The 19,915-nt window shown below is 55.9% G+C and carries 19 protein-coding genes; 11 read left to right on the forward strand and 8 right to left on the reverse strand.

Annotated features, from left to right (window positions below; translation table 11 throughout):
• Positions 1-10: 10 nt before the first annotated feature.
• The 4 genes from H8K03_08570 (at position 11) to H8K03_08585 (ending at position 3,488) form a co-directional block, all read left to right on the forward strand.
• The gene (locus H8K03_08570) at positions 11-691 is read left to right on the forward strand and encodes a cysteine hydrolase (GenBank protein UVT21931.1); all 681 of its coding nucleotides are present in this window, start codon (positions 11-13) and stop codon (positions 689-691) included.
• Complete coding sequence (locus H8K03_08575; protein ID UVT21932.1) at positions 688-2,211, forward strand: ABC transporter ATP-binding protein; 1,524 nt, start codon at positions 688-690, stop codon at positions 2,209-2,211. Before H8K03_08570 ends, H8K03_08575 begins: the two co-directional genes overlap by 4 nt.
• Positions 2,208-2,894, forward strand: coding sequence for a cysteine hydrolase (locus H8K03_08580; protein UVT21933.1), 687 nt, complete (start codon positions 2,208-2,210; stop codon positions 2,892-2,894). The genes H8K03_08575 and H8K03_08580 overlap by 4 nt, the downstream gene beginning before the upstream one ends.
• Before the next feature lie 234 nt (positions 2,895-3,128).
• Positions 3,129-3,488, forward strand: coding sequence for a glutamyl-tRNA amidotransferase (locus H8K03_08585; GenBank protein ID UVT22422.1), 360 nt, complete (start codon positions 3,129-3,131; stop codon positions 3,486-3,488).
• 282 nt (positions 3,489-3,770) lie between these two features.
• Here the strand turns inward: H8K03_08585 and H8K03_08590 are convergent, their stop codons facing one another.
• The 8 genes from H8K03_08590 to H8K03_08625 all read right to left on the reverse strand — a co-directional run bounded on the left by H8K03_08590 (position 3,771) and on the right by H8K03_08625 (position 10,497).
• Positions 3,771-4,712, reverse strand: coding sequence for an energy transducer TonB (locus H8K03_08590; protein UVT21934.1), 942 nt, complete (start codon positions 4,710-4,712; stop codon positions 3,771-3,773).
• Between the two features lie 229 nt (positions 4,713-4,941).
• Positions 4,942-6,423, reverse strand: coding sequence for a hypothetical protein (locus H8K03_08595; GenBank protein ID UVT21935.1), 1,482 nt, complete (start codon positions 6,421-6,423; stop codon positions 4,942-4,944).
• A gap of 66 nt (positions 6,424-6,489) precedes the next feature.
• Positions 6,490-6,834 (reverse strand): hypothetical protein, encoded by a 345-nt coding sequence (locus H8K03_08600; protein UVT21936.1) that lies wholly within the window; start codon positions 6,832-6,834, stop codon positions 6,490-6,492.
• A 46-nt stretch (positions 6,835-6,880) separates the two neighbouring features.
• Positions 6,881-7,954 (reverse strand): transporter, encoded by a 1,074-nt coding sequence (locus H8K03_08605; protein UVT21937.1) that lies wholly within the window; start codon positions 7,952-7,954, stop codon positions 6,881-6,883.
• Between the two features lie 98 nt (positions 7,955-8,052).
• Positions 8,053-8,361, reverse strand: coding sequence for a hypothetical protein (locus H8K03_08610; GenBank protein UVT21938.1), 309 nt, complete (start codon positions 8,359-8,361; stop codon positions 8,053-8,055).
• A 10-nt stretch (positions 8,362-8,371) separates the two neighbouring features.
• On the reverse strand, positions 8,372-8,926 hold the full coding sequence (locus tag H8K03_08615; protein UVT21939.1) for a TlpA family protein disulfide reductase: 555 nt from the start codon (positions 8,924-8,926) through the stop codon (positions 8,372-8,374).
• Positions 8,927-8,955: 29 nt separating this feature from the next.
• On the reverse strand, positions 8,956-10,086 hold the full coding sequence (locus tag H8K03_08620) for a transporter (GenBank protein UVT21940.1): 1,131 nt from the start codon (positions 10,084-10,086) through the stop codon (positions 8,956-8,958).
• Positions 10,087-10,191: 105 nt separating this feature from the next.
• Entirely contained in the window at positions 10,192-10,497 is a 306-nt protein-coding gene (locus H8K03_08625) for a hypothetical protein (protein UVT21941.1), read from the reverse strand.
• Between the two features lie 215 nt (positions 10,498-10,712).
• On the opposite strand from H8K03_08625, the gene secA reads away from it, so the two are divergent.
• The 7 genes from secA to nuoF all read left to right on the forward strand — a co-directional run bounded on the left by secA (position 10,713) and on the right by nuoF (position 19,907).
• Positions 10,713-13,433, forward strand: a complete 2,721-nt coding sequence (gene secA / locus H8K03_08630) for a preprotein translocase subunit SecA (GenBank protein ID UVT21942.1) — start codon at positions 10,713-10,715, stop codon at positions 13,431-13,433.
• Between the two features lie 414 nt (positions 13,434-13,847).
• Positions 13,848-15,017: an SAM-dependent methyltransferase gene (locus H8K03_08635; protein UVT21943.1), complete on the forward strand. Its 1,170-nt coding sequence runs from the start codon at positions 13,848-13,850 to the stop codon at positions 15,015-15,017.
• 74 nt (positions 15,018-15,091) lie between these two features.
• Entirely contained in the window at positions 15,092-15,463 is a 372-nt protein-coding gene (gene ndhC / locus H8K03_08640; GenBank protein ID UVT21944.1) for an NADH-quinone oxidoreductase subunit A, read from the forward strand.
• A 136-nt stretch (positions 15,464-15,599) separates the two neighbouring features.
• Positions 15,600-16,079 (forward strand): NADH-quinone oxidoreductase subunit B, encoded by a 480-nt coding sequence (locus H8K03_08645; protein ID UVT21945.1) that lies wholly within the window; start codon positions 15,600-15,602, stop codon positions 16,077-16,079.
• Between the two features lie 67 nt (positions 16,080-16,146).
• Complete coding sequence (gene nuoD, locus H8K03_08650) at positions 16,147-17,898, forward strand: NADH dehydrogenase (quinone) subunit D (GenBank protein ID UVT21946.1); 1,752 nt, start codon at positions 16,147-16,149, stop codon at positions 17,896-17,898.
• 98 nt (positions 17,899-17,996) lie between these two features.
• Positions 17,997-18,536 carry an NADH-quinone oxidoreductase subunit NuoE gene (gene nuoE / locus H8K03_08655; protein ID UVT21947.1) on the forward strand — a complete coding sequence of 180 codons (540 nt, stop codon included), beginning with the start codon at positions 17,997-17,999 and terminating at the stop codon, positions 18,534-18,536.
• A gap of 69 nt (positions 18,537-18,605) precedes the next feature.
• Positions 18,606-19,907, forward strand: a complete 1,302-nt coding sequence (gene nuoF / locus H8K03_08660; protein ID UVT21948.1) for an NADH-quinone oxidoreductase subunit NuoF — start codon at positions 18,606-18,608, stop codon at positions 19,905-19,907.
• Positions 19,908-19,915 lie beyond the last annotated feature (8 nt).

Genomic DNA, 19,915 nt, shown 5'->3' on the forward strand with positions numbered 1-19,915 from the left:
GAGGTGAGCCATGAGTCGATACGTGACATCCGACCCCTATCCTTATCCCTATAACGGCGATCTCCGGCCGGACAATTCGGTCTTTCTGATCATCGATATGCAGACGGACTTTTGCGGCAAAGGCGGCTATGTCGACAAAATGGGCTATGACATTTCCCTCACTCGCGCGCCGATCGCGCATATCCTCAAAGTGCTGTCGAAAGCCCGAACCATCGGCATGCATGTGTTCCACACCCGAGAAGGACACAGGCCCGACCTGTCGGATTTACCCGCGAACAAGCGCTGGCGGAGCCGCCGCATCGGAGCCGGCATCGGCGACCCGGGTCCCTGCGGCAAGATTCTGGTGCGGGGCGAGCCCGGCTGGGACATCATTCCTGAATTGGCTCCGAAGGAGGGCGAACCGATCATCGACAAGCCCGGCAAGGGCTCGTTCTGGGCGACCGATCTGGAGATGTTGTTGCGGCTCCGCGGTATCCAGAATGTGATCTTGGCAGGAATCACCACCGATGTCTGTGTCCACACCACTATGCGGGAAGCCAACGATCGAGGCTTCGAATGTCTCCTGCTGGAAGACTGTTGCGGGGCAACCGATTACACGAACCATCAGGCCGCGCTCAAGATGGTCAAAATGCAGGGCGGAGTGTTCGGCGCCGTAGCAAAATCGGACGCCTTACTGGAAGCATTGTCATGACCAACGGAGTTCCTCCGGATCTGCAAGCGTTGGGGATTACCAAACGCTTCGGTCCGCTCACCGCCTTGAAGGATGTGAATCTTCAATTGCGGTCCGGCCAGTTTCATGCCCTGCTCGGCGAGAACGGCGCCGGCAAGAGCACTTTGGTCAAATGCATCATGGGGTATTACCACCCGGATGAGGGGAAAATTTCGTTGAATCAGGAGCAGGTCACAATTCGCAGCCCTCGTGACGCGCAGACGTTCGGCATCGGGATGGTCTATCAGCAATTTACGCTGATCCCCAACATGACGGTGCTGGAGAACCTGGTGATCTCCAAGGCGAGATTGGACTCGCTCATCGATTGGAAAAAAGAAGAGCGTCAATTGTCAGAGTTCATGGACAAGATGCCGTTCAAGGTGTCGCTTACCGCTCGGGTCAGCTCGCTCGCCGCGGGTGAAAAACAAAAAGTGGAAATCCTCAAGCAACTCGCGCTGCAGAACCGCATCCTTATTCTGGACGAACCGACTTCCGTTCTGACCCCACAAGAAGCCGACGAAATGCTGGGGCACCTCAGAGCCATGACGCTGGCGCAACAATTGAGCGTCCTGATCATTACCCACAAACTTCGAGAAGTCGCGGCCTTCGCGGACGAAGTGACGGTGTTACGCAAGGGACAATTCGTAGGGTCCGGGAAAGTCTCAGAGCTGACCATCCCGAAGATGGCGGAGATGATGGTGGGATCTGAAGTCACGGCGAAGCCGAAACAACGAAACATGCGATCGACCAAAGTCCCAAAGCTGGTGCTACATGATATCCGAGTCAAGGATGAGAGCAGCGTGGAAGTCGTGCGGGGTCTGCACCTCACCATCCATGAGGGCGAGATCGTCGGGGTAGCCGGGGTATCGGGGAACGGACAACGAGAACTCGTCGAGGTGTTGGCAGGGCAGCGTCAGGCCGCTGCAGGCACGATCCAGGCACATGATCAACCCTATCAACCGACCCGAGAACAGATCACGCACCACAAAATGTTCTGTCTTCCCGAAGAACCGCTCCAGAACACGTGTGTCGGGCGGATGAGCGTGGCGGACAACCTGGCGTTTCGCAACTTCGATGTCGAGCCCCACGCAGTGGGTGGTTGGCTCATCAGCCGTCCTGCGCTGCGTCGCAGCGCGCACGAACTGATTCAACGCTACAACATCAAACCGCCTTTTCCCGATACGCCCATTCAGTCGCTTTCGGGAGGCAATGTCCAGCGCGCGGTCTTGGCGCGTGAGCTGTCGGGGGATGTCGAGATCTTGATCATCGCCAACCCCTGCTTCGGGCTGGACTTTCTGGCCATGGAGGAAATTCGGATGCAGATCGTCGCCGCACGCAATCGCGGAACGGCGGTGCTGCTGGTCAGCGAAGACCTCGATGAAATCTTGGAACTATCCGACCGTGTGGTGGTGATGTTCAACGGCCAACTCGTATACGAAACCACGTCGTCCGACGCCGATCTCGGCATCATCGGACGGCAAATGACAGGACATTCAACATGAATACCGTACCGGCCTCTCCTTATCCCTATCCATTGCCGTCGCGAGCCTCGGGCGAAAAGGTTGCGCTGGTCATCATCGACATGCAGCGCGATTTCGTGGAACCGGGCGGCTTCGGCGCTGCGCTGGGCAACAAGGTTGAACTCCTGCAAAAGATCGTGCCGACAGTCTCGAAACTCCTCAAGACGTTTCGGGAATTGGGATTGCCCGTGATTCATACACGAGAAGGCCATCGACCCGATCTGTCGGACTGCCCGCCGGCCAAGAGGCGGCGCGGCGATTCCACGCTTCGCATCGGCGACCCAGGCCCCATGGGGCGCATCCTGGTATTGGGCGAGCCGGGAAATGACATCGTCCCGGAACTGCGGCCTGAGGCAGGCGAACTTGTCATCGACAAGCCAGGGAAAGGCGCATTCTATGCCACCGCCTTACAGGAACGTCTCAAAGAGCTCGGCATCACCCATCTGGTCTTTACGGGAGTCACCACCGAGGTCTGTGTGCAAACCAGCATGAGAGAAGCCAACGACCGCGGTTATGACTGCCTCCTGGTCGAAGACGGGACCGAAAGCTATTTCCCCGAGTTTAAACAAGCGACGGTCCGCATGATCCAATCGCAGGGCGGGATCGTCGGCTGGGTGACGACGGCAGATCGCCTAACCGATGCTCTCCGTAATACCTACGGGTGATGAATTGGAGAAGTGAATCAAGGCCGACTTCAAGATTGGAATGTTCTGAGGAAAAGAAATGGAGGAATCGTTACAGACATGGTCTCTTCAACACGGCAGTGTTCGACACCCTACCCTTCAGCAACAGCACGACAAAGAAGCATTGCGTCCACTCATCAAGGCAGTCTATCAGATAATCACGGGGAGTCTCGCGTGAACCAGAGCGAAGTGCTGCTCGCAGTAAACGGCACGCTGATGCGGGGACTCGAGCTCAACCCCAACATGGTGGCCGCCAAGGCCACGTTCGTCCGTGAGGCGATGACCGAACCCACGTACCGTCTCTGGACGATCAACGATGAACATCCAGCGATGTTGCGTGTCACCGATGGGACAGGCGTCAAAGTGGCAGTCGAAGTCTGGGCAGTGCCTGCGGAAGGGTTAGCCGGAATCCTGCTGAATGAGCCTCCCGGTCTGTGCATCGGAAAGGTGCGGCTGGAAGACGGGTCCGTCGTCCTGGGGGTGTTAGGCGAACCCGCGCTCGTCGAAAAGCACCGAGAGATCACCGCATACGGTGGCTGGCGCAGTTATATGGCACAGCGTCCTACCGCGCCATGATGTGAATTAGATCGTTTTTGGATAATTGCGGGGCGGGAGGCCAAGGGAGGCGCGCCTCCACTCCGCAGTGGTCCGAGCCAGATGGTCACCCGCTCGGACTATACTCACCGTGGTTGTGGATAGAGGCAATCAGACCAAACAAATACGAGCTTATAGAACCAAGTCTACCCCGTATGACTTATCCGAGCCCGAGGGGGATGGCTGTTCTCATCGCATTCAATCCTAACCGATAATGGAGTCGTAAGGGATTGGCGACATTCCCTTCGCCCCCAACCGACCCATCTAATTTGCCAGGCTATACACAATCGGAAGGCTTACTACAATTTGCGCCTTCCCGAGGGCCTGCTTCATATAGAGCGGACAGGCTAGTTTCACCGCCTCGATCGCTGCGGCGTCAAGCGCACTGTATCCTGAACTTTTCTGGACAAATACATCGGCCAAATGCCCATCGGATCGAATGACCGCTTTCAAGACCACTTTCCCTTCCTGGCCGTTCATACGGGCTGAATTCGGATAGCGTTTGAGTTCTGCGACTCTTCGCCACAGCGACTCCGCCAGCCATCGATGATCCTCTTTTCCTTCCGTGGCAGGCGATGAAGTCTTGGCCGCCTGGACCGGAGCGACATCCACGGGGCTGTCAGGCGCAGACACCGGCGCAATAACTTCTTGTGGGACAGGACTTTGAGGGGAAAATGTAGGAGCTGATGCGACCGCGACCGGCCCATCTTGAACAGGTTGGGAATCGATCATCGGTTCAGGAGCGACCGCAGTCATGGCTGGCGCAGACTCCTTGGCCTCAACAACCGGTTCAGTTTTTGACTCAGCAACCTTGGCTATCCGTTGTTCAACCGGCTCATCACGCAGTTGCGGAATTTCCACCTTCTGCTCAGTCGGTCGTACCGGCTCGATCGTCGGTGAAAGCGGTTCGACCTGCTGCGTCACCGGTCTTACCGCCTGATACGTCTCCGGCACTCGTTTCATTCGTGACGGAGGCACGATCCTCGCTGGTGGCTGTTCCGGTGTCACGGCCGATTGGACTTGTTCCGGTCTGGATTCGGATTCCGCCGTTTCCACCAAGGCCACGTTCCACTTGTGTACGTCCTCCGGCAAAACAGGTTTGACTTGTGCGAGGAGGGCGAACGCCAAGCCAAGGACGACTCCATGCAGTGTCAGCGAAGCGCCCCAGGCGGGGAGAAAGAATCGATTTTTATCTGTTGATGCCACGTTTCACTATGACTCTTTGCTTGCCGATAAGCAATCCTCCCAATCACCGCTTAGAAAAAGTGCGGGGCGGAGGTCAAGGGAGGCAACCCTCGCCCCGCGCTGGTCCGAGCGGGAGGCAGCTCGCTCGGACAGAACCCAGTCTACGGATCACTCGCCAGCTCGTTTCCAGCCGATCGGCAGTCCATCGGAGGCTCTTCCGTTCCGATGGACTGCCCTCTCCCAGCATGAACTAATTGGTCGCCTGGTTACCTGCTTGTGCAAATCCAGACTCGAAAACGATCACTCCTGTGGGGTTTGGCCCGACAGTCACGTCCTGCTTCTTCAGATTGTCGGTAGCATTGATAATCGAGACCGAATTGTCTACGCCGTTAGATACAACCAGATACTTCGCTTCGCCTGTTCCCCGGGCCAACACATCGAAGCTGTGCGCACCGGTCGACACCAATGGGATTTCCCTCAGCAGCGTCAGTGTCGGAGGTGCCAGCGTCGTCCAGTCATACGCAAACAACCGGTCTTTCTTCGTCGCTGTGGCCCCATTCCCCGCCAGAATGTAGAACCGCTTCGAGTCCGGAGAGAACTTGAATGCTCCCGCTGATGTTCCATCGAGATCCGGTGTGGTCAAATCCGCGATGGCCGGCACCGCAGCGCTCAGATCGATCACCCCCAGTTTGGTCGCTTGTGGGGCGGTCGTTTCCCCGCGCAGCAGGAGATATTTGCCGTCGGCAGAAATCCCGTACGAGGTGTATGGGGTTCCTGCCAAGTCAAAAGTCTTGGTAATTGCAAATGTCGTCGGATCGATCTCCGCGATTTGTCCGTATCCTTCTTGAATGCTGTACACCTTTTTTGTGAACTTGGACCACCGAATCCCGTGTGGACCGGCGGCATTCGGTGTAAATGCGGTCGTGGGTGACGTTGCAGACTCATCATTGCAAGGTGTCGTTTCCTTGGACGAATTGCACAGATCAATTCGTGCAATAATGGTGAGATAATTGGCAGAGGCCTCGTCATCGTCGATGACTGCTATTTCACCGCCGACTTCGCTCGAGACAAATGCACGCTTCGGCACTCCATCTCCGGAGAAAGCCGTAACTTTATGACCATCAGCCAAGAGACAAATGGTTTTTACTACTTTGGGAATGGTCCCCCCCGGCCCGAGATGGGAGTTGTGAATCACGGTCACTGATCCCCCACCCTGAACCGCACAGTTGATCAAATCATCACCCGGAGTCGTGGTCGCCGGGGCATTGTCGCCATCATTCATAATCCAAACAATCTCTCCATCGTTTCTATCACGATAAAGATGGACTGGTCTGGTCCCGGCAGGAAGGTTAACTTCATGAACCGGAGTTGCGCCAGTCAACGGATCGATTGTCGCAACCTTATTCGCTGCCGCAAGAGTCATAAATAGCCAGTCTTCGTTCGAAAACTGCATATCCCCCAAGGCGACATTTTCGAATTTCGCTGCATCGATCGTATTGATCACGGCATTGCCTGAATCACCTCTGATGGCCACACTGGTCAACGTCTTGTCACCGGTGTTGTTGATAAATGCGATCGGTCCGCTAAGGCCGGCGCTGCCGCCGGACGCCGGTAGCCCTGTGGTGGGAGTGGACTCTCCCGAATTGCAGGCTGCCAGGCTCATCAGTGCAAGTCCAAGCACACCCGTTTTGGTATAGGATAACAAAAGTCGTTTCTTCGTGTTGGCTTCCATGGATCGTTCCTTCCTCGTTAGCTGTCGCTCTCGTACCGGGGAGCGCTGCCGGTTTCCTTGCATGAGTTATGTCACACGGTATGAGAGTGGTGGCCCTCGAGGAACGATCTCCGCATGAAACAGACCGACAAGCAGGGTATCGGCGCCGAGATTCCAGACTTGCCCGATGAGAACATCGATCGAGGCTCCGCCCCGACCGTTGGAACCTTCGGCATCGATGCCGCCACAGTGCCAAATGCAATGACTCGCGCCATGATGGGTGCTCGGCGTTTGTCCTTGCGGACAATGCGGCGTGGTCCATTGCGCCGTGAGGTTCCCTTGTGTAACGGACAGAGAACCGGCGAGCCAAAGGGCGATACAGCAGCCCGCCATCGCGCGAACGAACAACGTTCTATGCCTTACACTCCACATTCGTGATCCACAATCCATCATCATCCGATCGCTGCCCTGTCTTCCCCTAGGACGACCCGCCAAAGAGTTGAAATGACTTGGTCATCCCAAAGATGTAGCTGATCTGTTGTTCCAGATTGCCGTTGAAATCCCGGTGAATAGGGATTTGGGCGATGAAATAGAACGAGGCAAAGTTAAATGCATTCAACATAATTCCCGGTGAATACGCGACATAGGTCGAGCCGGTGGTCGGTACCGCCCGAAACTTGATGGCTGGATCGAGCAAGATCGCCGAGCCGGTCCCTGGATTGAACTGGAAAAGCGCCGCGTCCATGGCATCGTTCTGCATATATCGAAAATTGAACTGCTGCATCAGCACCAGCCAGGGAGTCTGCTCGAGGGGGATGATATTGACCCCGAGGCTCGCGTTCACTTCATCGCCGAACTGATAGCCGTCGCTGTTTTTGAACGTGTGCCGATAACTTGCCGAGGCAAATTGATTGACCCGATGGGGAATCAGCTCATACGTTTGATAGATCATCGGGATCACACCGAAGTTTCCCCGTCCGATTTGAAGCGTCGATTCGGCCAAGGTGGTTCCCTGAGCAAACCGGCCGTAGCTACCCGTCGGAAAATCGACACCCACTCCCAAGACGACCATGCTGCGAAGAGTGGGCAACACGTTGTACTTCAGCGTCGCGCGAATATCGCCGAGACCTCGCTCGCTGTAGGGAACCGGCGTGAGGCCGCCGATCTGCGCATTTGACTCTACATGCTTGTATGGGATGGCCACTTGGATGCCGAGACGATCCGTCAGTCCGTAGTTGAGATCAAGGGTCGCGGTGCGGGTCGTGGTCTCGATTCTGTTAACGTTCAAATTTGCTAACGTGAGAGTCCGTTCACCCTGATTGGCAAAGGGGATGCGCCCGCCATCACCCGGTGCGGCCTCCATCGGCGTATAGTTGTAGATGGCATTGATGGTCAACAGACCTTTCATCGGCACTTGCTGTTGAGAGCCGATGACCACAAAGCAACTGACGGACCCACAGGACGCCGCGACGTGGGAAGGCCAGAGCATCGAGACGGTCATTGCGACGACACCACAGACTGCAAAGGCACAGCACCAGAGCTTGCGCGTCATGATTCCACGATCTTTCTGTTTGTCATACGATAGAATCCGCGCATCGGATCCCACCGTAAGACAGGGTTGTTAAGAAAAAGGTCTGCCGACTATGGACGCTAGACAGAAAGGCTGGGAGGCCCGCGGAAGAAGTACGAGAGGGAGATCACACTGAGGACTGCGTTGAAGGGAGGAATGCTTACCCATTCAAGAAGTTGAAGCCCTGATGTGAACTGCACGACGGACGATTCGATCCCCACGCCGCCGGCGCACAGCCACGCACAGATGCCGGTGGAATGAGTTGCCGCCTGATGGCCGGCATGGTGTTCGGCATGGCTGACACTCGGTGCAGCCATGAGCCCGTTCATCAATACGATGACGAGCAGCAATGCCCAGACTAATACCGGCTGTTTTACGGTCACCGTCATAACTGATCGCCTAGTGCAAAGATGCGGCCTTCACCGGTTCTTGTTTCTGAATGCGGGCAACCACATCCAGAATGACTTGCTCGGTCAAGAGTCCGCCCTTGATATATTCTTGAACCACGCCCTTCTCATCGATGAACACGCTCACAGGCAACCCGAAGACCCCAAACTGGTTGGCGACTTTGTTATCCCGATCCATAAGCACCGGGAACGTATGGCCATATTGCTTGATGTGCTCGCGCACCTTGGCATCGTCTTCCAGCTCATTGATGGCCAACACCACAAATCGCTTATCCCGAAGTTTGTCGTACGTGGCCTGCATCGCGGGCATTTCCGTCGTGCACGGCTTGCACCAGGTCGCCCAGAAATTCACGAGCACGACCTTGCCGCGATATTGGCTCAAACTCTGCGACTTACCTTCCAAATCGACTAAACGAAAATCTTCGGCAGCCGTGCCCACCGCCGGAACTCGTGAGCCCATACCCCACCCGTCTAAGGCGGGCAATGCCACCAATACCGAAAGCAGCAGGATTCCCACGGATACGATTTTGAACTCTCTTGATCTCATATGAGCCTCCTTCGATTGAACCGTTGCATTTATGATAGGCTCAGAACCTGAAACACCCTCGTCAAACCAAACACAAAGCTCGTTCCTTGAGCCAGATTCCCATTGAAATCGCGATAGACCGGTATCTGCGCATAGAAGTACACCGACGTATTTTCAGTCAGCGGCGTCTTAATAAGCTCTCCCAGGCTCAGTTGGAAACCTGGTGTATAGGCAAAGTACGTGGATCCGGTTGTCGGAACCGATCGGCTCCTGATGTTCTCATCCAATACGATCACCTCGTCCGGAAACGTGGGGTCGCTTGGAGTCTGTGATCGAGCCAGCGATCCGCGAAAATGATCGCGCTGCATGTAGCGGAAATTGAACTGATTGGTCAACACGAGCCAGGGGACGGTTACAAGATTTGCGCCGGCCGAAAAATCAAATTGATCCCCGAATTGGTAGCCAAAGTTGTTACGAAACGTATGGCGGTAACTGCCGGAGGTGAACTGGTTCAAACGATGCGGAATAATCTCATAGGTTTGATAGAACGACGCCTGAACACCGACTTGACCGCGCCCAAGCTGGGCCGTCGGTTCCATCGTCTCAGCCGGTTCCCCCGAGAGTCCTGCAGTCGTTTGGTTATGATCACCTGTTGGAACGTACACCCCGAAGCCCGTCACTACGAGACTCCGCAGGGACGGCAACACGTTGTATTTGGCATTGATGAAGATGTCACCGAAGCCGTTATCCGAAAACCGTGTTTCTTCTCCGGCTCCGCCGTTCGCCTCTCCTAATCCATCAATATGCCGATGCCTGATCTTCTTATAGGGGATGGCGACTTCCAAGCCGAACCGATCGGTGACCCCGTAGTTGAGATCCAGCGTATACATTTGCGTGATGGTCCGAATCTCTTTGTGGTGCCCCAGAATGAGTTGCCGGTTGTCCAGATCGACAGCGGGAATGACCCCATCGGTCCCACTGAGCAACGTCCCTTGCGGTGTGTAGTTGTAGAAGCCGTTAACGGTGAGCAGACCCTTTGGTGAAACCTGTTGCTGAGATCCGATGACGACAAAACACGTCACAGATCCACAAGATCCATGCGCAGTCTGGACGACAGGCCAGGCCAATGAGAACAGACTCAACCCCAGCAACAACGAAAATAGGTAACGCGCGACTGCCATGATAAAGGGCTCTTTCCCCCAAAGAACGACCGCCTGACCACCTGCAGCAGGACCTCATACGAGATCACATGCGGCAAGGCGACTCTGACGAAATGGCGTAGAGGTTTATGTGCTGAAGGATGGAGGAGCGCGGCTGGAGAAAATGGGAGACGGTTCAGAAATCGAATCGTTTGAATGAAGAATTGGAATGAGCGCGACGGGGCCGTATTCGGTCGGAATCAGGAACACCTCGGTATCGAGCACGGTGCCGGCAGCACACATCCACGAGCAAAGCACGGTTCCGTGCGTGGCTGTTTGATGCTGAGCGTGGTGTCCGGCATGTTCCGCGGATTGAGCTTGAGCCAATCCGCCGACGGCGAGGACACAGAGGACAAGTGAAATTGAAAGAAACTTACGGAGAGCGTTATTCATCGAAGGCACTACTCACATAAACCCAGGTACAACTGAACCGCCAAATACCACTGACACAGTAACTCAAATATTAGGTGACTAGGACAATATCTGTCAAGCCGCCGTTATGCCACAGACAGTCGAGTAGGATTCATTGGAGAGATGCTGTATACTGCCAACCCTATTTCTATGGTAGGAATCCACTCTCACTAAAGGGCGACACGTATCTTTATCCTATGGTTACACAAGTACTCAACCTGATTTTCGGCAGCAAAAACGAACGTGAAATCAAGACCCTGCGGCCGATCGTGGAACAAATCAACGGCTTGGAAGCGGGCCTCACTCCACTCTCCGACCATGCCCTTGCCGACAAGACTCAGGACTTCAAGAAGCGGCTTGAGGCAGGCCAGACACTCGACGATATCTTGCCGGAAGCGTTTGCCGTGTGCCGGGAAATGTCGCGCCGCAAGCTCAACATGCGGCATTTCGATGTCCAGCTGATCGGCGGCATGATTCTGCACCGAGGCCGTATCGCCGAGATGAAAACGGGCGAAGGAAAAACCCTAGTCGCGACGCTGCCGATCTATTTGAATGCTCTGGAAGGCAAGGGCGTCCATCTCGTCACCGTCAACGATTACCTCGCCAAGCGTGACGCCCAATGGATGGCACAGCTCTACCACGCGCTGGGTCTGTCCACCGGAATCATTCAGCACGATGCATCGTTCATGTACGACCCGACCTATGACGCGTCCGACAAACGACTACAGCACCTTCGCCCGTGTACCAGGCCCGAAGCCTATCGTGCCGACATCACCTACGGCACCAACAACGAGTATGGATTCGACTATCTTCGCGACAATCTCGTCGTCACCGATTTGAATCAGTGTGTTCAACGCGAGTTGAACTTCGCCATCGTCGACGAGGTCGACAGCATTTTGATCGACGAAGCCCGGACACCGCTGATCATCTCGGGTCCGACCGATCAGACCACCGATCTCTACTATCGAATTAATGCGATCATTCCTCAACTCAAAGCCGAAGACTACACCATTGAAGAAAAGACCAAGACCGCCGCGCTGACCGAAGATGGCAACGCGCGCGTCGAAAAATTGCTCGGCGTAGACAACCTGTACGACCCGGCCAACATGGACATGGTCCATCACGTGGTGAAGGCGCTCCAAGCGTATACGCTGTATAAGCGCGACGTGGACTATGTGGTGAAGGACGGCGAAGTCATCATCGTCGATGAATTTACCGGCCGGCTCATGCCGGGCCGTCGATGGAGCGACGGGCTGCATCAAGCCGTCGAGGCCAAAGAGGGTGTGAAGATCGCCAATGAGAATCAGACGCTTGCGTCCGTGACCTTTCAAAACTATTTCCGCATGTACAAGAAACTCAGCGGCATGACGGGGACTGCCGATACGGAAGCCGCGGAGTTCGCCAAGATCTATAACCTCGATGTCAACGTCGTGCCGACCAACCGTCAAATGATTCGACAGGATTATGCCGACGTCGTGTATCGGACGGAGAAGGAGAAGTTTGCGGCGATCGTCGAAGAGATCAAGGAATGCCATGAGCGTGGGCAGCCGGTCCTCGTCGGAACCATTTCGATCGAAAAGTCCGAGAAACTCTCCGGGCTCTTGAACCGGAATGGCGTCAAGCACAACGTCCTCAACGCCAAGCAGCATGAACGGGAAGCCGAAATTGTGGCTCAAGCCGGACACAAAGGCGCGGTGACGATCGCCACGAACATGGCGGGACGCGGGACGGACATTCTGCTGGGTGGCAATCCGGAATTCATGTACAAGCAGGTGCTCTATCGGGAAGAGAATATGCCGGAGAGCCGGAAACTCGAAATCTATGAAAGCATCCGATCCGACTGCGACAAGGACAAGCAGGAGGTCATCGCGCTTGGCGGACTTCATATCCTCGGTACGGAACGGCATGAAAGCCGCCGGATCGACAATCAGCTTCGCGGACGGGCCGGCCGCCAGGGCGATCCCGGCACATCGAGATTTTACTTGTCGCTTGAAGACGACCTGATGCGGATCTTCGCCTCCGAACGAGTTTCACAGTTGATGCTCAAACTCGGCATGGAGGAAGGCGTCCCCATCGAGCATGGCATGGTCACCCGCGCGATCGCGAACGCCCAGAAGAAGGTCGAAGCGCATAACTTTGAAATCCGCAAACAGCTGCTCGAATACGACGATGTCATGAACAAGCAGCGCGAAGTGATCTATCGTCACCGTCGGGCCGTCCTGAGTGGAGAAAGCCTTACCAACGATCTCCATGACATGATGGATAGTTCAGTGGAATCGTCTCTCAACGTGTACTGCCCCGCAGAACAATACCCCGAGGAATGGGACGTCAAAGGTCTGACTGAAGTCATGCAGGCTCAGTTCGGTCTCGATATCACTCAAGGGAAGAACGACGGCGGAGATTCACTCCGCGACGTCGGACGCGACGCAGTGCTGGAGGATCTTCGGGTCCACGTTCGCGATGCCTATACCAGAAAAGAGCAGGAACTGGGGCCGGACCTGATGCGTTTTCTCGAGAAGACGTTCATGCTCCAAGTCATCGACCATCATTGGAAGGATCACCTGCTGGCGATGGACCACCTGCGGGACGGCATCGGTCTTCGCGGATACGGGCAGAAAGATCCGTTGATTGAGTATAAGCGCGAGGGATTTGACCTCTTTGCGGGCATGATGGAACGAGTCAAAGCCGACACACTCGATCGGCTGTTCCATGTGCAGGCCGTCCGCCACGAAGGCGAACAGCCGGAGCCTCCGCCTCAGCCTGTCATTTCACGTCCGCAGCCCAAGCTCACTTTGAACCGTGGCGACGAACCGGCGACTGCGCCGGCCCCCGCTCACCGTGCCGACAACAAGGTCGGCCGTAATGATCCCTGCCCTTGCGGCAGCGGCAAGAAATACAAGAAGTGTCACGGGGCGTAAGAGCTGAGCTCGGTAGTGGAGCCGGACCTCGAACCTCGTCATGATGCGACAGATCCCCACCGCTGTTGACCGTTCTAGCCTTGCCCGCACACGACTCTAAGGCTGCGCCGAAGCGCGAAGCTGGCCTGTGCAGATATCAGTAGCCAATTGATTCAACAGCCGCCATGCCGAAGTCCAGCTCCACTACCGACCAAATAGAGAAGGGGGAGAAGGCGTGCTACGAAGAGTGAATGGGCCCGACAGAACAGGCGCCTTATTTGAGAGGGACGCTGCAATTCTGCTTGATTTCACCTTGACTTATGCGGGTTCCGAACGCTACTCTATGTACCTTTCGACACCTGAAGATGGGCAGGCGCTGCCCATAGGCTAGGGGTGTCGCTTTTTTCTATTGTGAACGGTGAATTGGAGTTCTCCGTGAGCACAGGGCATCCGGAATTGGTTGCTGCCATTGCCTCTGAGATCGCCGCTTTTGGTCCGATTCCATTTGTTCGCTTCATGGAGTTGGCCCTCTACCACCCACAGTTCGGCTACTACATGCGCGCGCCGGAACACACGACGGAACGGATTGGTTGGCGTGGCGATTTCTACACGAGTTCGGACGTGCACCCGATCCTTGGACAAGCTCTGGCAAAGCAAGCCGAGCAGATGCACCGGTTGCTCGGCCAACCGGGCCAGTTTACCGTCATTGAAATGGGACCCGGCAAAGGGTTGCTGGCGAAACACTTCCTATCGGCTTGCCAGCGTAACTTCAACTCATTGTTCCGGCAGCTTCGGTATGTCCTGATTGAACGAAGCCCCGCCATGCGGGAGGTGCAGCGCAAAAACCTCGATTCCTGGATCGATCAACCGGATCTTCTGACCTGGAAGGAAGATCTTGAAAGTCTCGCGCCCGTCACCGGACTGTTCTTCAGTAATGAACTCGTCGATTCGTTTCCGGTGCACCGAGTTCAAGTGACTTCGAAAGGGATAGAAGAGCTCTGGGTAGACCATCGGGACGGTCGGTTCGTGGAATGCCTGAAACCGTTGTCGTCGGACGCGCTCGCCTCTCACCTCCGCCGCGTGAGGACTGATTGGCCGGAAAGCTATCGTTCCGAGATCAACCTCCATGCGTTGGCCTGGATGGACCAAGTGGCTCGGCATCTGGACCGTGGATTCGTGCTCACCATCGATTACGGTCACACGATGCAGGATCTCTATCAGTCCGACCGAACGGACGGGACGTTCCTCTGTTACTCGCGACACTCCACCCATGAGGATCCATTCACGCGTGTGGGTGACCAAGACATGACCGCCCATGTGGACTTCTCAAGTCTGGCTGCCGCAGGCGAGGAGCGGGGACTTCGGACGAGCGGTTTTACGAATCAACTGAGTTTTCTCATGGGACTCGGTGTCGAACAGATGATGGAGGAGCTGGAACCGGATAGCGGGGAGTTCCACGCGGCGATTCATCTCTTGAAACCGAACGGCATGGGCACCACATTCAAAGTCCTCGTCCAGCACAAGGGAATCCTTGATCCTGAACTCGATGGCCTGAAGTACAAACCGTTCTTTCGTTCGGCGCTCATAGCGCAATCAGCTGCATGAAGGCTCTGGAATGATGGCGTCTAGGACGTTCGGCGACGTTTCACATTTCACGTTTTGCGTTTCACGGTGTCCCCATGAGTAATCCTGGTGTTCCGGAAAACTATTTGCCGATCCTCCTTTTTATCGGTGTGGGCATTGCCCTTGGGACGATCACCCTCTTGGTCGGCCGCTTTGTCCGTCCCAACCAGCCCTATCAGGCCAAGTTATCGCCATATGAAAGCGGAAGTCCGCTCTTTCAGGACGCCCGTGTCCAGTTTCCGATTCGGTACTACATCATCGCGATGCTCTTTGTGATTTTCGATATCGAGATCGTCTTCATGTTTCCCTGGGCCGTTGCATTCAAGAGTCTTGGGCTGGTTGGATTGGTAGAGATGGTCCTGTTCATCGCCATTCTAGTGGTCGGGTTTTGGTACGCATGGAAGAAAGGAGCGCTCGAATGGGACTGAGCGGGTCCTGTCGTCGGCCGACCCATTCGTCCTCGCTCCACCCATCCCCCGGTGGGACCCTTTCGCTGCGGGCGACTGGGTTCTGGTGCCGACGCCACCCGCTCACCATTCTCGCTAAGAGGAAGGCAAGAAGAGGATGAGTCTGCTGGAGCGACAATTTGATGCCAACGTCCTGACGACGAATCTGGACGCCGTCGTCAATTGGGCCAGAAAGTCGGCGCTTTGGCCCATGACCTTCGGATTGGCCTGCTGCGCGATCGAAATGATCGCCAGCGTCTCCTCCCGGTACGATCTTGATCGTTTCGGCGCCGGCGTCTTTCGAGCGTCGCCCAGGCAATCGGACCTCATGATTGTCGCAGGAACGGTCTCGCGCAAGATGGCCCCGGTCATTCGACGAATCTACGATCAAATGCCCGAGCCTCGATACGTCATCTGCATGGGCTCGTGCGCGACGTCGGGCAATCATTACAACAGCTACGCCGTCGTACAGGGCGTGGATCAAATCGTACCGGTGGATGTTTACGTCCCCGGCTGCCCGCCGAGACCAGAGGCATTACTGGACGGGCTTTTAAAATTACAGGAAAAGATCCAACGCGAGAAAGTATTCGTGAAGTAGCGATGTGGCGCGTCACTCGGAAAACGAGTGGGCATCATTTGAATGACGCCTGACACTTGGCGAACTCATGGAATCTCTCATCGAAACCTTACTCAAGAAGTTCCCGGAGGCGGTGCTGTCCGTCGATGTCGACACGGCTCGGTCGGAAACAACGGTCCACGTCGCCGCACCCCGAATCTTGGAAGTCGCTCGTTTTCTTCATGACGATCCCGAAGCGTGCTTCGACCACATCACCGATATCTGTTCCGCCGACTATCCGACCGATCAGCAACGGTTTGAAGTCATCTATCAGCTGCTCTCGCTTCCACACGGCAGACGTATTCGTCTGAAGGCCAGGATCACTGAAGACAACCCGGCTCTCGAGTCGGTGACAAGCGTATGGCGTGGTGCAGCATTCTTGGAACGCGAAGTCTACGACATGATGGGAATCCGATTCTCCGGCCACCCGGATCTGCGTCGCATCCTCCTGCCGGAAGACTATGCGGAAGGATATCCGCTCCGAAAGGATTTTCCGACGGAGGGCCGCGGCTGGCGCAGTCAGTTCGATTTTATCCCGCGTCTCGACGAACCGCCTGTCGAGCAGAGTGAAGGCGAGGTTCCAGCTGAAGAGAGGAAGGTGTTCCTTTCCGAGCCGAACGCATCCTCAACGGGCCGACGGGAAGAATTACTGTTGAACATGGGTCCACAGCATCCGAGCACGCACGGCGTGGTGCGGGTGGTGCTGGAATTAGACGGAGAGCGGATCGTCAAAGCGACGCCTGACCTCGGTTACCTTCATCGGGGAGTCGAGAAGCTGGCCGAAGGCCTCGCCTACATGCAGATCATTCCGCATACCGATCGGCTCGACTATGTCTGCGCGATGGCCAACAACTACGCCTATGTGCGGGCCGTTGAAAAACTGCTCGGCATCACCGTGCCGGAGCGAGCCGAGTATATCCGCACCATCGTCGCGGAGATGCAGCGTATTCTTGGACATCTGTTCTGGCTTGGCGCGCAAGCGTTGGATATCGGAGCGATGACGATCTTCTTTTGGACGTTTCGCGAGCGGGAAATCCTGCTCGACATGTTCGAAAAGCTCTGTGGAGCCCGGCTGACCTTGAATTATTATCGGATCGGCGGGGTGGACAGCGACTTCACTCCGGAGTTGGTGGGCCATCTCAAAACATTCTTGGAAACGTTCCCGCAAAAAGTCAACGAGTACGACTCCCTGCTCGCAGGTAACCGGATTTGGTTGGGACGAACAAAACATATCGCCGTGATATCCGCGGAAGACGCCATCAATTTCGGCCTCACCGGTCCGGCGTTGCGGGGGTCCGGGGTGGCCTATGACGTTCGTAAACTCGAACCCTATGGGGTCTACCATAAGGTGGACTGGGAAGTGCCGGTGGGGAAAAGCGGCGACACCTACGATCGCTATTGGATTCGCGTCGAAGAGATGCGTCAGAGCGCCAGGATCATTTCGCAATGCCTCGACCAGTTGCCGCCGGGCCCGATTATCGCCGATATACCGCAATACATTCCGCCGCCGAAACAGCAAGTCATGCGCGACATGGAGAGCTTGATTCATCATTTCATCATCTTCACGCAAGGATTCAAACCACCGAAGGGAGAAACCTATTGCGCGACCGAAGCCCCGAAGGGCGAGTTGGGATTTTTCATCATCAGTGACGGAAGCCCCCGTCCCTATCGGCTGAAGATTCGCTCTCCCTCTTTCATCCATATGGGCGCCTTCGACCATATGGCGCGGGGCTACTTGATCTCCGACATCATCACGATTTTCGGCACCTACGATGTGGTCATGGGAGAGTGCGACCGGTGAAGGAATCGCGGAGCGCGTCAACCGTCATACGTCAAATCGGGGAGAGTAATCCCCTCGCGCGTTTGACGCGTATCGAATGACATTGAACGAACACGGCCATGACTTTTTCAGAAAAATATAAAGACGAAATCGCCGAGATCTTATCGCGCTACCCGGTCAAGCGCTCCGCCTTGATCCCGCTGCTCTATGTCGCCCAACGTGACCAAGGCTATGTGACCGAGTCGGCCATGAAGGACATCGCACAGATTCTCAAACTGACCCCCCCGCAGGTCTACGAGACGATCACGTTTTACACGATGTTCAACCTGAAGCCGGTGGGCAAGTACCACCTTCAAGTGTGCAAGTCCCTCATGTGCGCTCTCGTCGGGTCGGATACCGTGATCGAATGGATTAAGACGAAGCTGGGGATTGCGCCGGGCGAATCGACGGCCGACGGACTGTTTAGCCTCAGCGTGGTGGAATGTTTAGCGGCTTGCGGGACCGGCCCCATGATGCAGATCAATGAAGACTATTATGAGCGACTGACGGAAGAAAAACTGGACCGGATTTTGTCCGATCTTCGCTCGACCGGGACTAGCCCGCTCAAGAGCGGCCCCTTCATGTGGCCGGAACCGGCGTCCGCGGAGCAGGGCGTGTGACGTATGAGGCGTATCCCGTCGTCGGCAAGAAAGAGTGTGAAGTGGCCTGACACTTCACGAGATTGAGTGATGCCCAAACACGAACTCATTCTTTTGAAAAATATGATGCAACCCGGCTATACCGGGTCGCTGGCGGACTATGAAAAAACGGGGGGCTATCAAGCCTTGCGCATGTCGCTCGGCAAGATCGCCCCGACAGATGTGACCACTATGGTCCGAAAGTCTGGGCTGCGTGGTCGCGGCGGTGCAGGTTTTCCGACCGGGGTAAAATGGGGATTCCTGCCGAAAGAGTATCAAGGTCCCCGTTACCTCTGCTGCAACGCCGACGAGAGCGAGCCCGGTACGTTTAAGGACCGTCAACTCATGGAACGAGACCCGCACCAGGTTTTGGAAGGCATCGTGTTGGCCTGTTATGCCATCGGCGCGGAAACCGGCTACATTTACATTCGCGGCGAAATGGTCTTGGCTTCGAAGATTCTTGAACGAGCCATCGATGAAGCGCGGGCGGCGGGCTACATCGGGAAGAATATTCTCGGCACGGGCGTCAATGCGGACGTGTGGGTGCATCGGGGAGCGGGCGCGTACATTTGTGGGGAAGAAACCGCTCTTCTGGAATCGCTTGAGGGGAAGCGTGGACTTCCTCGAATCAAGCCCCCGTTTCCGGCGACGCATGGGCTCTACAACAAACCGACCGTCGTCAACAACGTCGAGACGCTGGCAAACCTCCCGCATATCATCAACCGAGGCCCCGAATGGTTTGCAGCGATCGGTTCTCCGCCGAAGAGCACCGGCACCAGGGTGTTCTGTGTCAGCGGACATGTGAAACGACCGGGCAATTATGAAGTTCCAATGGGGATGACGGTCCGAGAATTGGTGTATGAGTATGCCGGTGGCATGCGGTCCGATAAGCCGTTGAAAGCTATTATTCCCGGCGGAGCGTCGGCGCCTTTTCTCACACCTGCCCATCTCGACGTGAAACTGGATTTTGAACACGTTGCGGCGGCGGGCTCCATGTTGGGATCCGGCGGCGTGACCGTGATGGAAGAAGGCACCAGCATGGTCTGGGCGGCGCTTAGGCTGATGGAATTTTTCTATCATGAGTCCTGCGGGAAATGTAGTCCCTGCCGAGAAGGCAGTTCGTGGCTCGTCCAGACGCTCCGTAGAATTCTGGCGAAGCGCGGCCGGATGGAGGACCTTGAAACCTTGTTGGATCTATGCAAAAACATCGCAGGCCGCACCGTCTGCGCCTTCGGCGATGCGGAGGTCGCTCCGATCCAGAGCACGCTGAAGCACTGGCGGCAGGAGTATGTCGAGCTCATTAACGAAGCGGAAGCAGCGAATCTCATCAGACCTGAACCGGTGAGACATTAATCGTCTCT

The sequence above is a fragment of the Nitrospira sp. genome, assembly GCA_024760545.1.
Classification (GTDB): domain Bacteria; phylum Nitrospirota; class Nitrospiria; order Nitrospirales; family Nitrospiraceae; genus Nitrospira_D.

Excerpts from the sequence above, each read along its gene's own strand:
- H8K03_08570 (UVT21931.1), top strand. The coding sequence starts at position 11 with ATGAGTCGATACGTGACATCCGACCCCTATCCTTATCCCTATAACGGC.
- H8K03_08575 (UVT21932.1), top strand. The coding sequence starts at position 688 with ATGACCAACGGAGTTCCTCCGGATCTGCAAGCGTTGGGGATTACCAAA.
- H8K03_08580 (UVT21933.1), top strand. The coding sequence starts at position 2,208 with ATGAATACCGTACCGGCCTCTCCTTATCCCTATCCATTGCCGTCGCGA.
- H8K03_08585 (UVT22422.1), top strand. The coding sequence starts at position 3,129 with ATGCGGGGACTCGAGCTCAACCCCAACATGGTGGCCGCCAAGGCCACG.
- H8K03_08595 (UVT21935.1), bottom strand. The coding sequence starts at position 6,423 with ATGGAAGCCAACACGAAGAAACGACTTTTGTTATCCTATACCAAAACG.
- H8K03_08600 (UVT21936.1), bottom strand. The coding sequence starts at position 6,834 with ATGTGGAGTGTAAGGCATAGAACGTTGTTCGTTCGCGCGATGGCGGGC.
- H8K03_08605 (UVT21937.1), bottom strand. The coding sequence starts at position 7,954 with ATGACGCGCAAGCTCTGGTGCTGTGCCTTTGCAGTCTGTGGTGTCGTC.
- H8K03_08610 (UVT21938.1), bottom strand. The coding sequence starts at position 8,361 with ATGACGGTGACCGTAAAACAGCCGGTATTAGTCTGGGCATTGCTGCTC.
- H8K03_08615 (UVT21939.1), bottom strand. The coding sequence starts at position 8,926 with ATGAGATCAAGAGAGTTCAAAATCGTATCCGTGGGAATCCTGCTGCTT.
- H8K03_08620 (UVT21940.1), bottom strand. The coding sequence starts at position 10,086 with ATGGCAGTCGCGCGTTACCTATTTTCGTTGTTGCTGGGGTTGAGTCTG.
- H8K03_08625 (UVT21941.1), bottom strand. The coding sequence starts at position 10,497 with ATGAATAACGCTCTCCGTAAGTTTCTTTCAATTTCACTTGTCCTCTGT.
- secA (UVT21942.1), top strand. The coding sequence starts at position 10,713 with ATGGTTACACAAGTACTCAACCTGATTTTCGGCAGCAAAAACGAACGT.
- ndhC (UVT21944.1), top strand. The coding sequence starts at position 15,092 with ATGAGTAATCCTGGTGTTCCGGAAAACTATTTGCCGATCCTCCTTTTT.
- H8K03_08645 (UVT21945.1), top strand. The coding sequence starts at position 15,600 with ATGAGTCTGCTGGAGCGACAATTTGATGCCAACGTCCTGACGACGAAT.
- nuoD (UVT21946.1), top strand. The coding sequence starts at position 16,147 with ATGGAATCTCTCATCGAAACCTTACTCAAGAAGTTCCCGGAGGCGGTG.
- nuoE (UVT21947.1), top strand. The coding sequence starts at position 17,997 with ATGACTTTTTCAGAAAAATATAAAGACGAAATCGCCGAGATCTTATCG.
- nuoF (UVT21948.1), top strand. The coding sequence starts at position 18,606 with ATGCCCAAACACGAACTCATTCTTTTGAAAAATATGATGCAACCCGGC.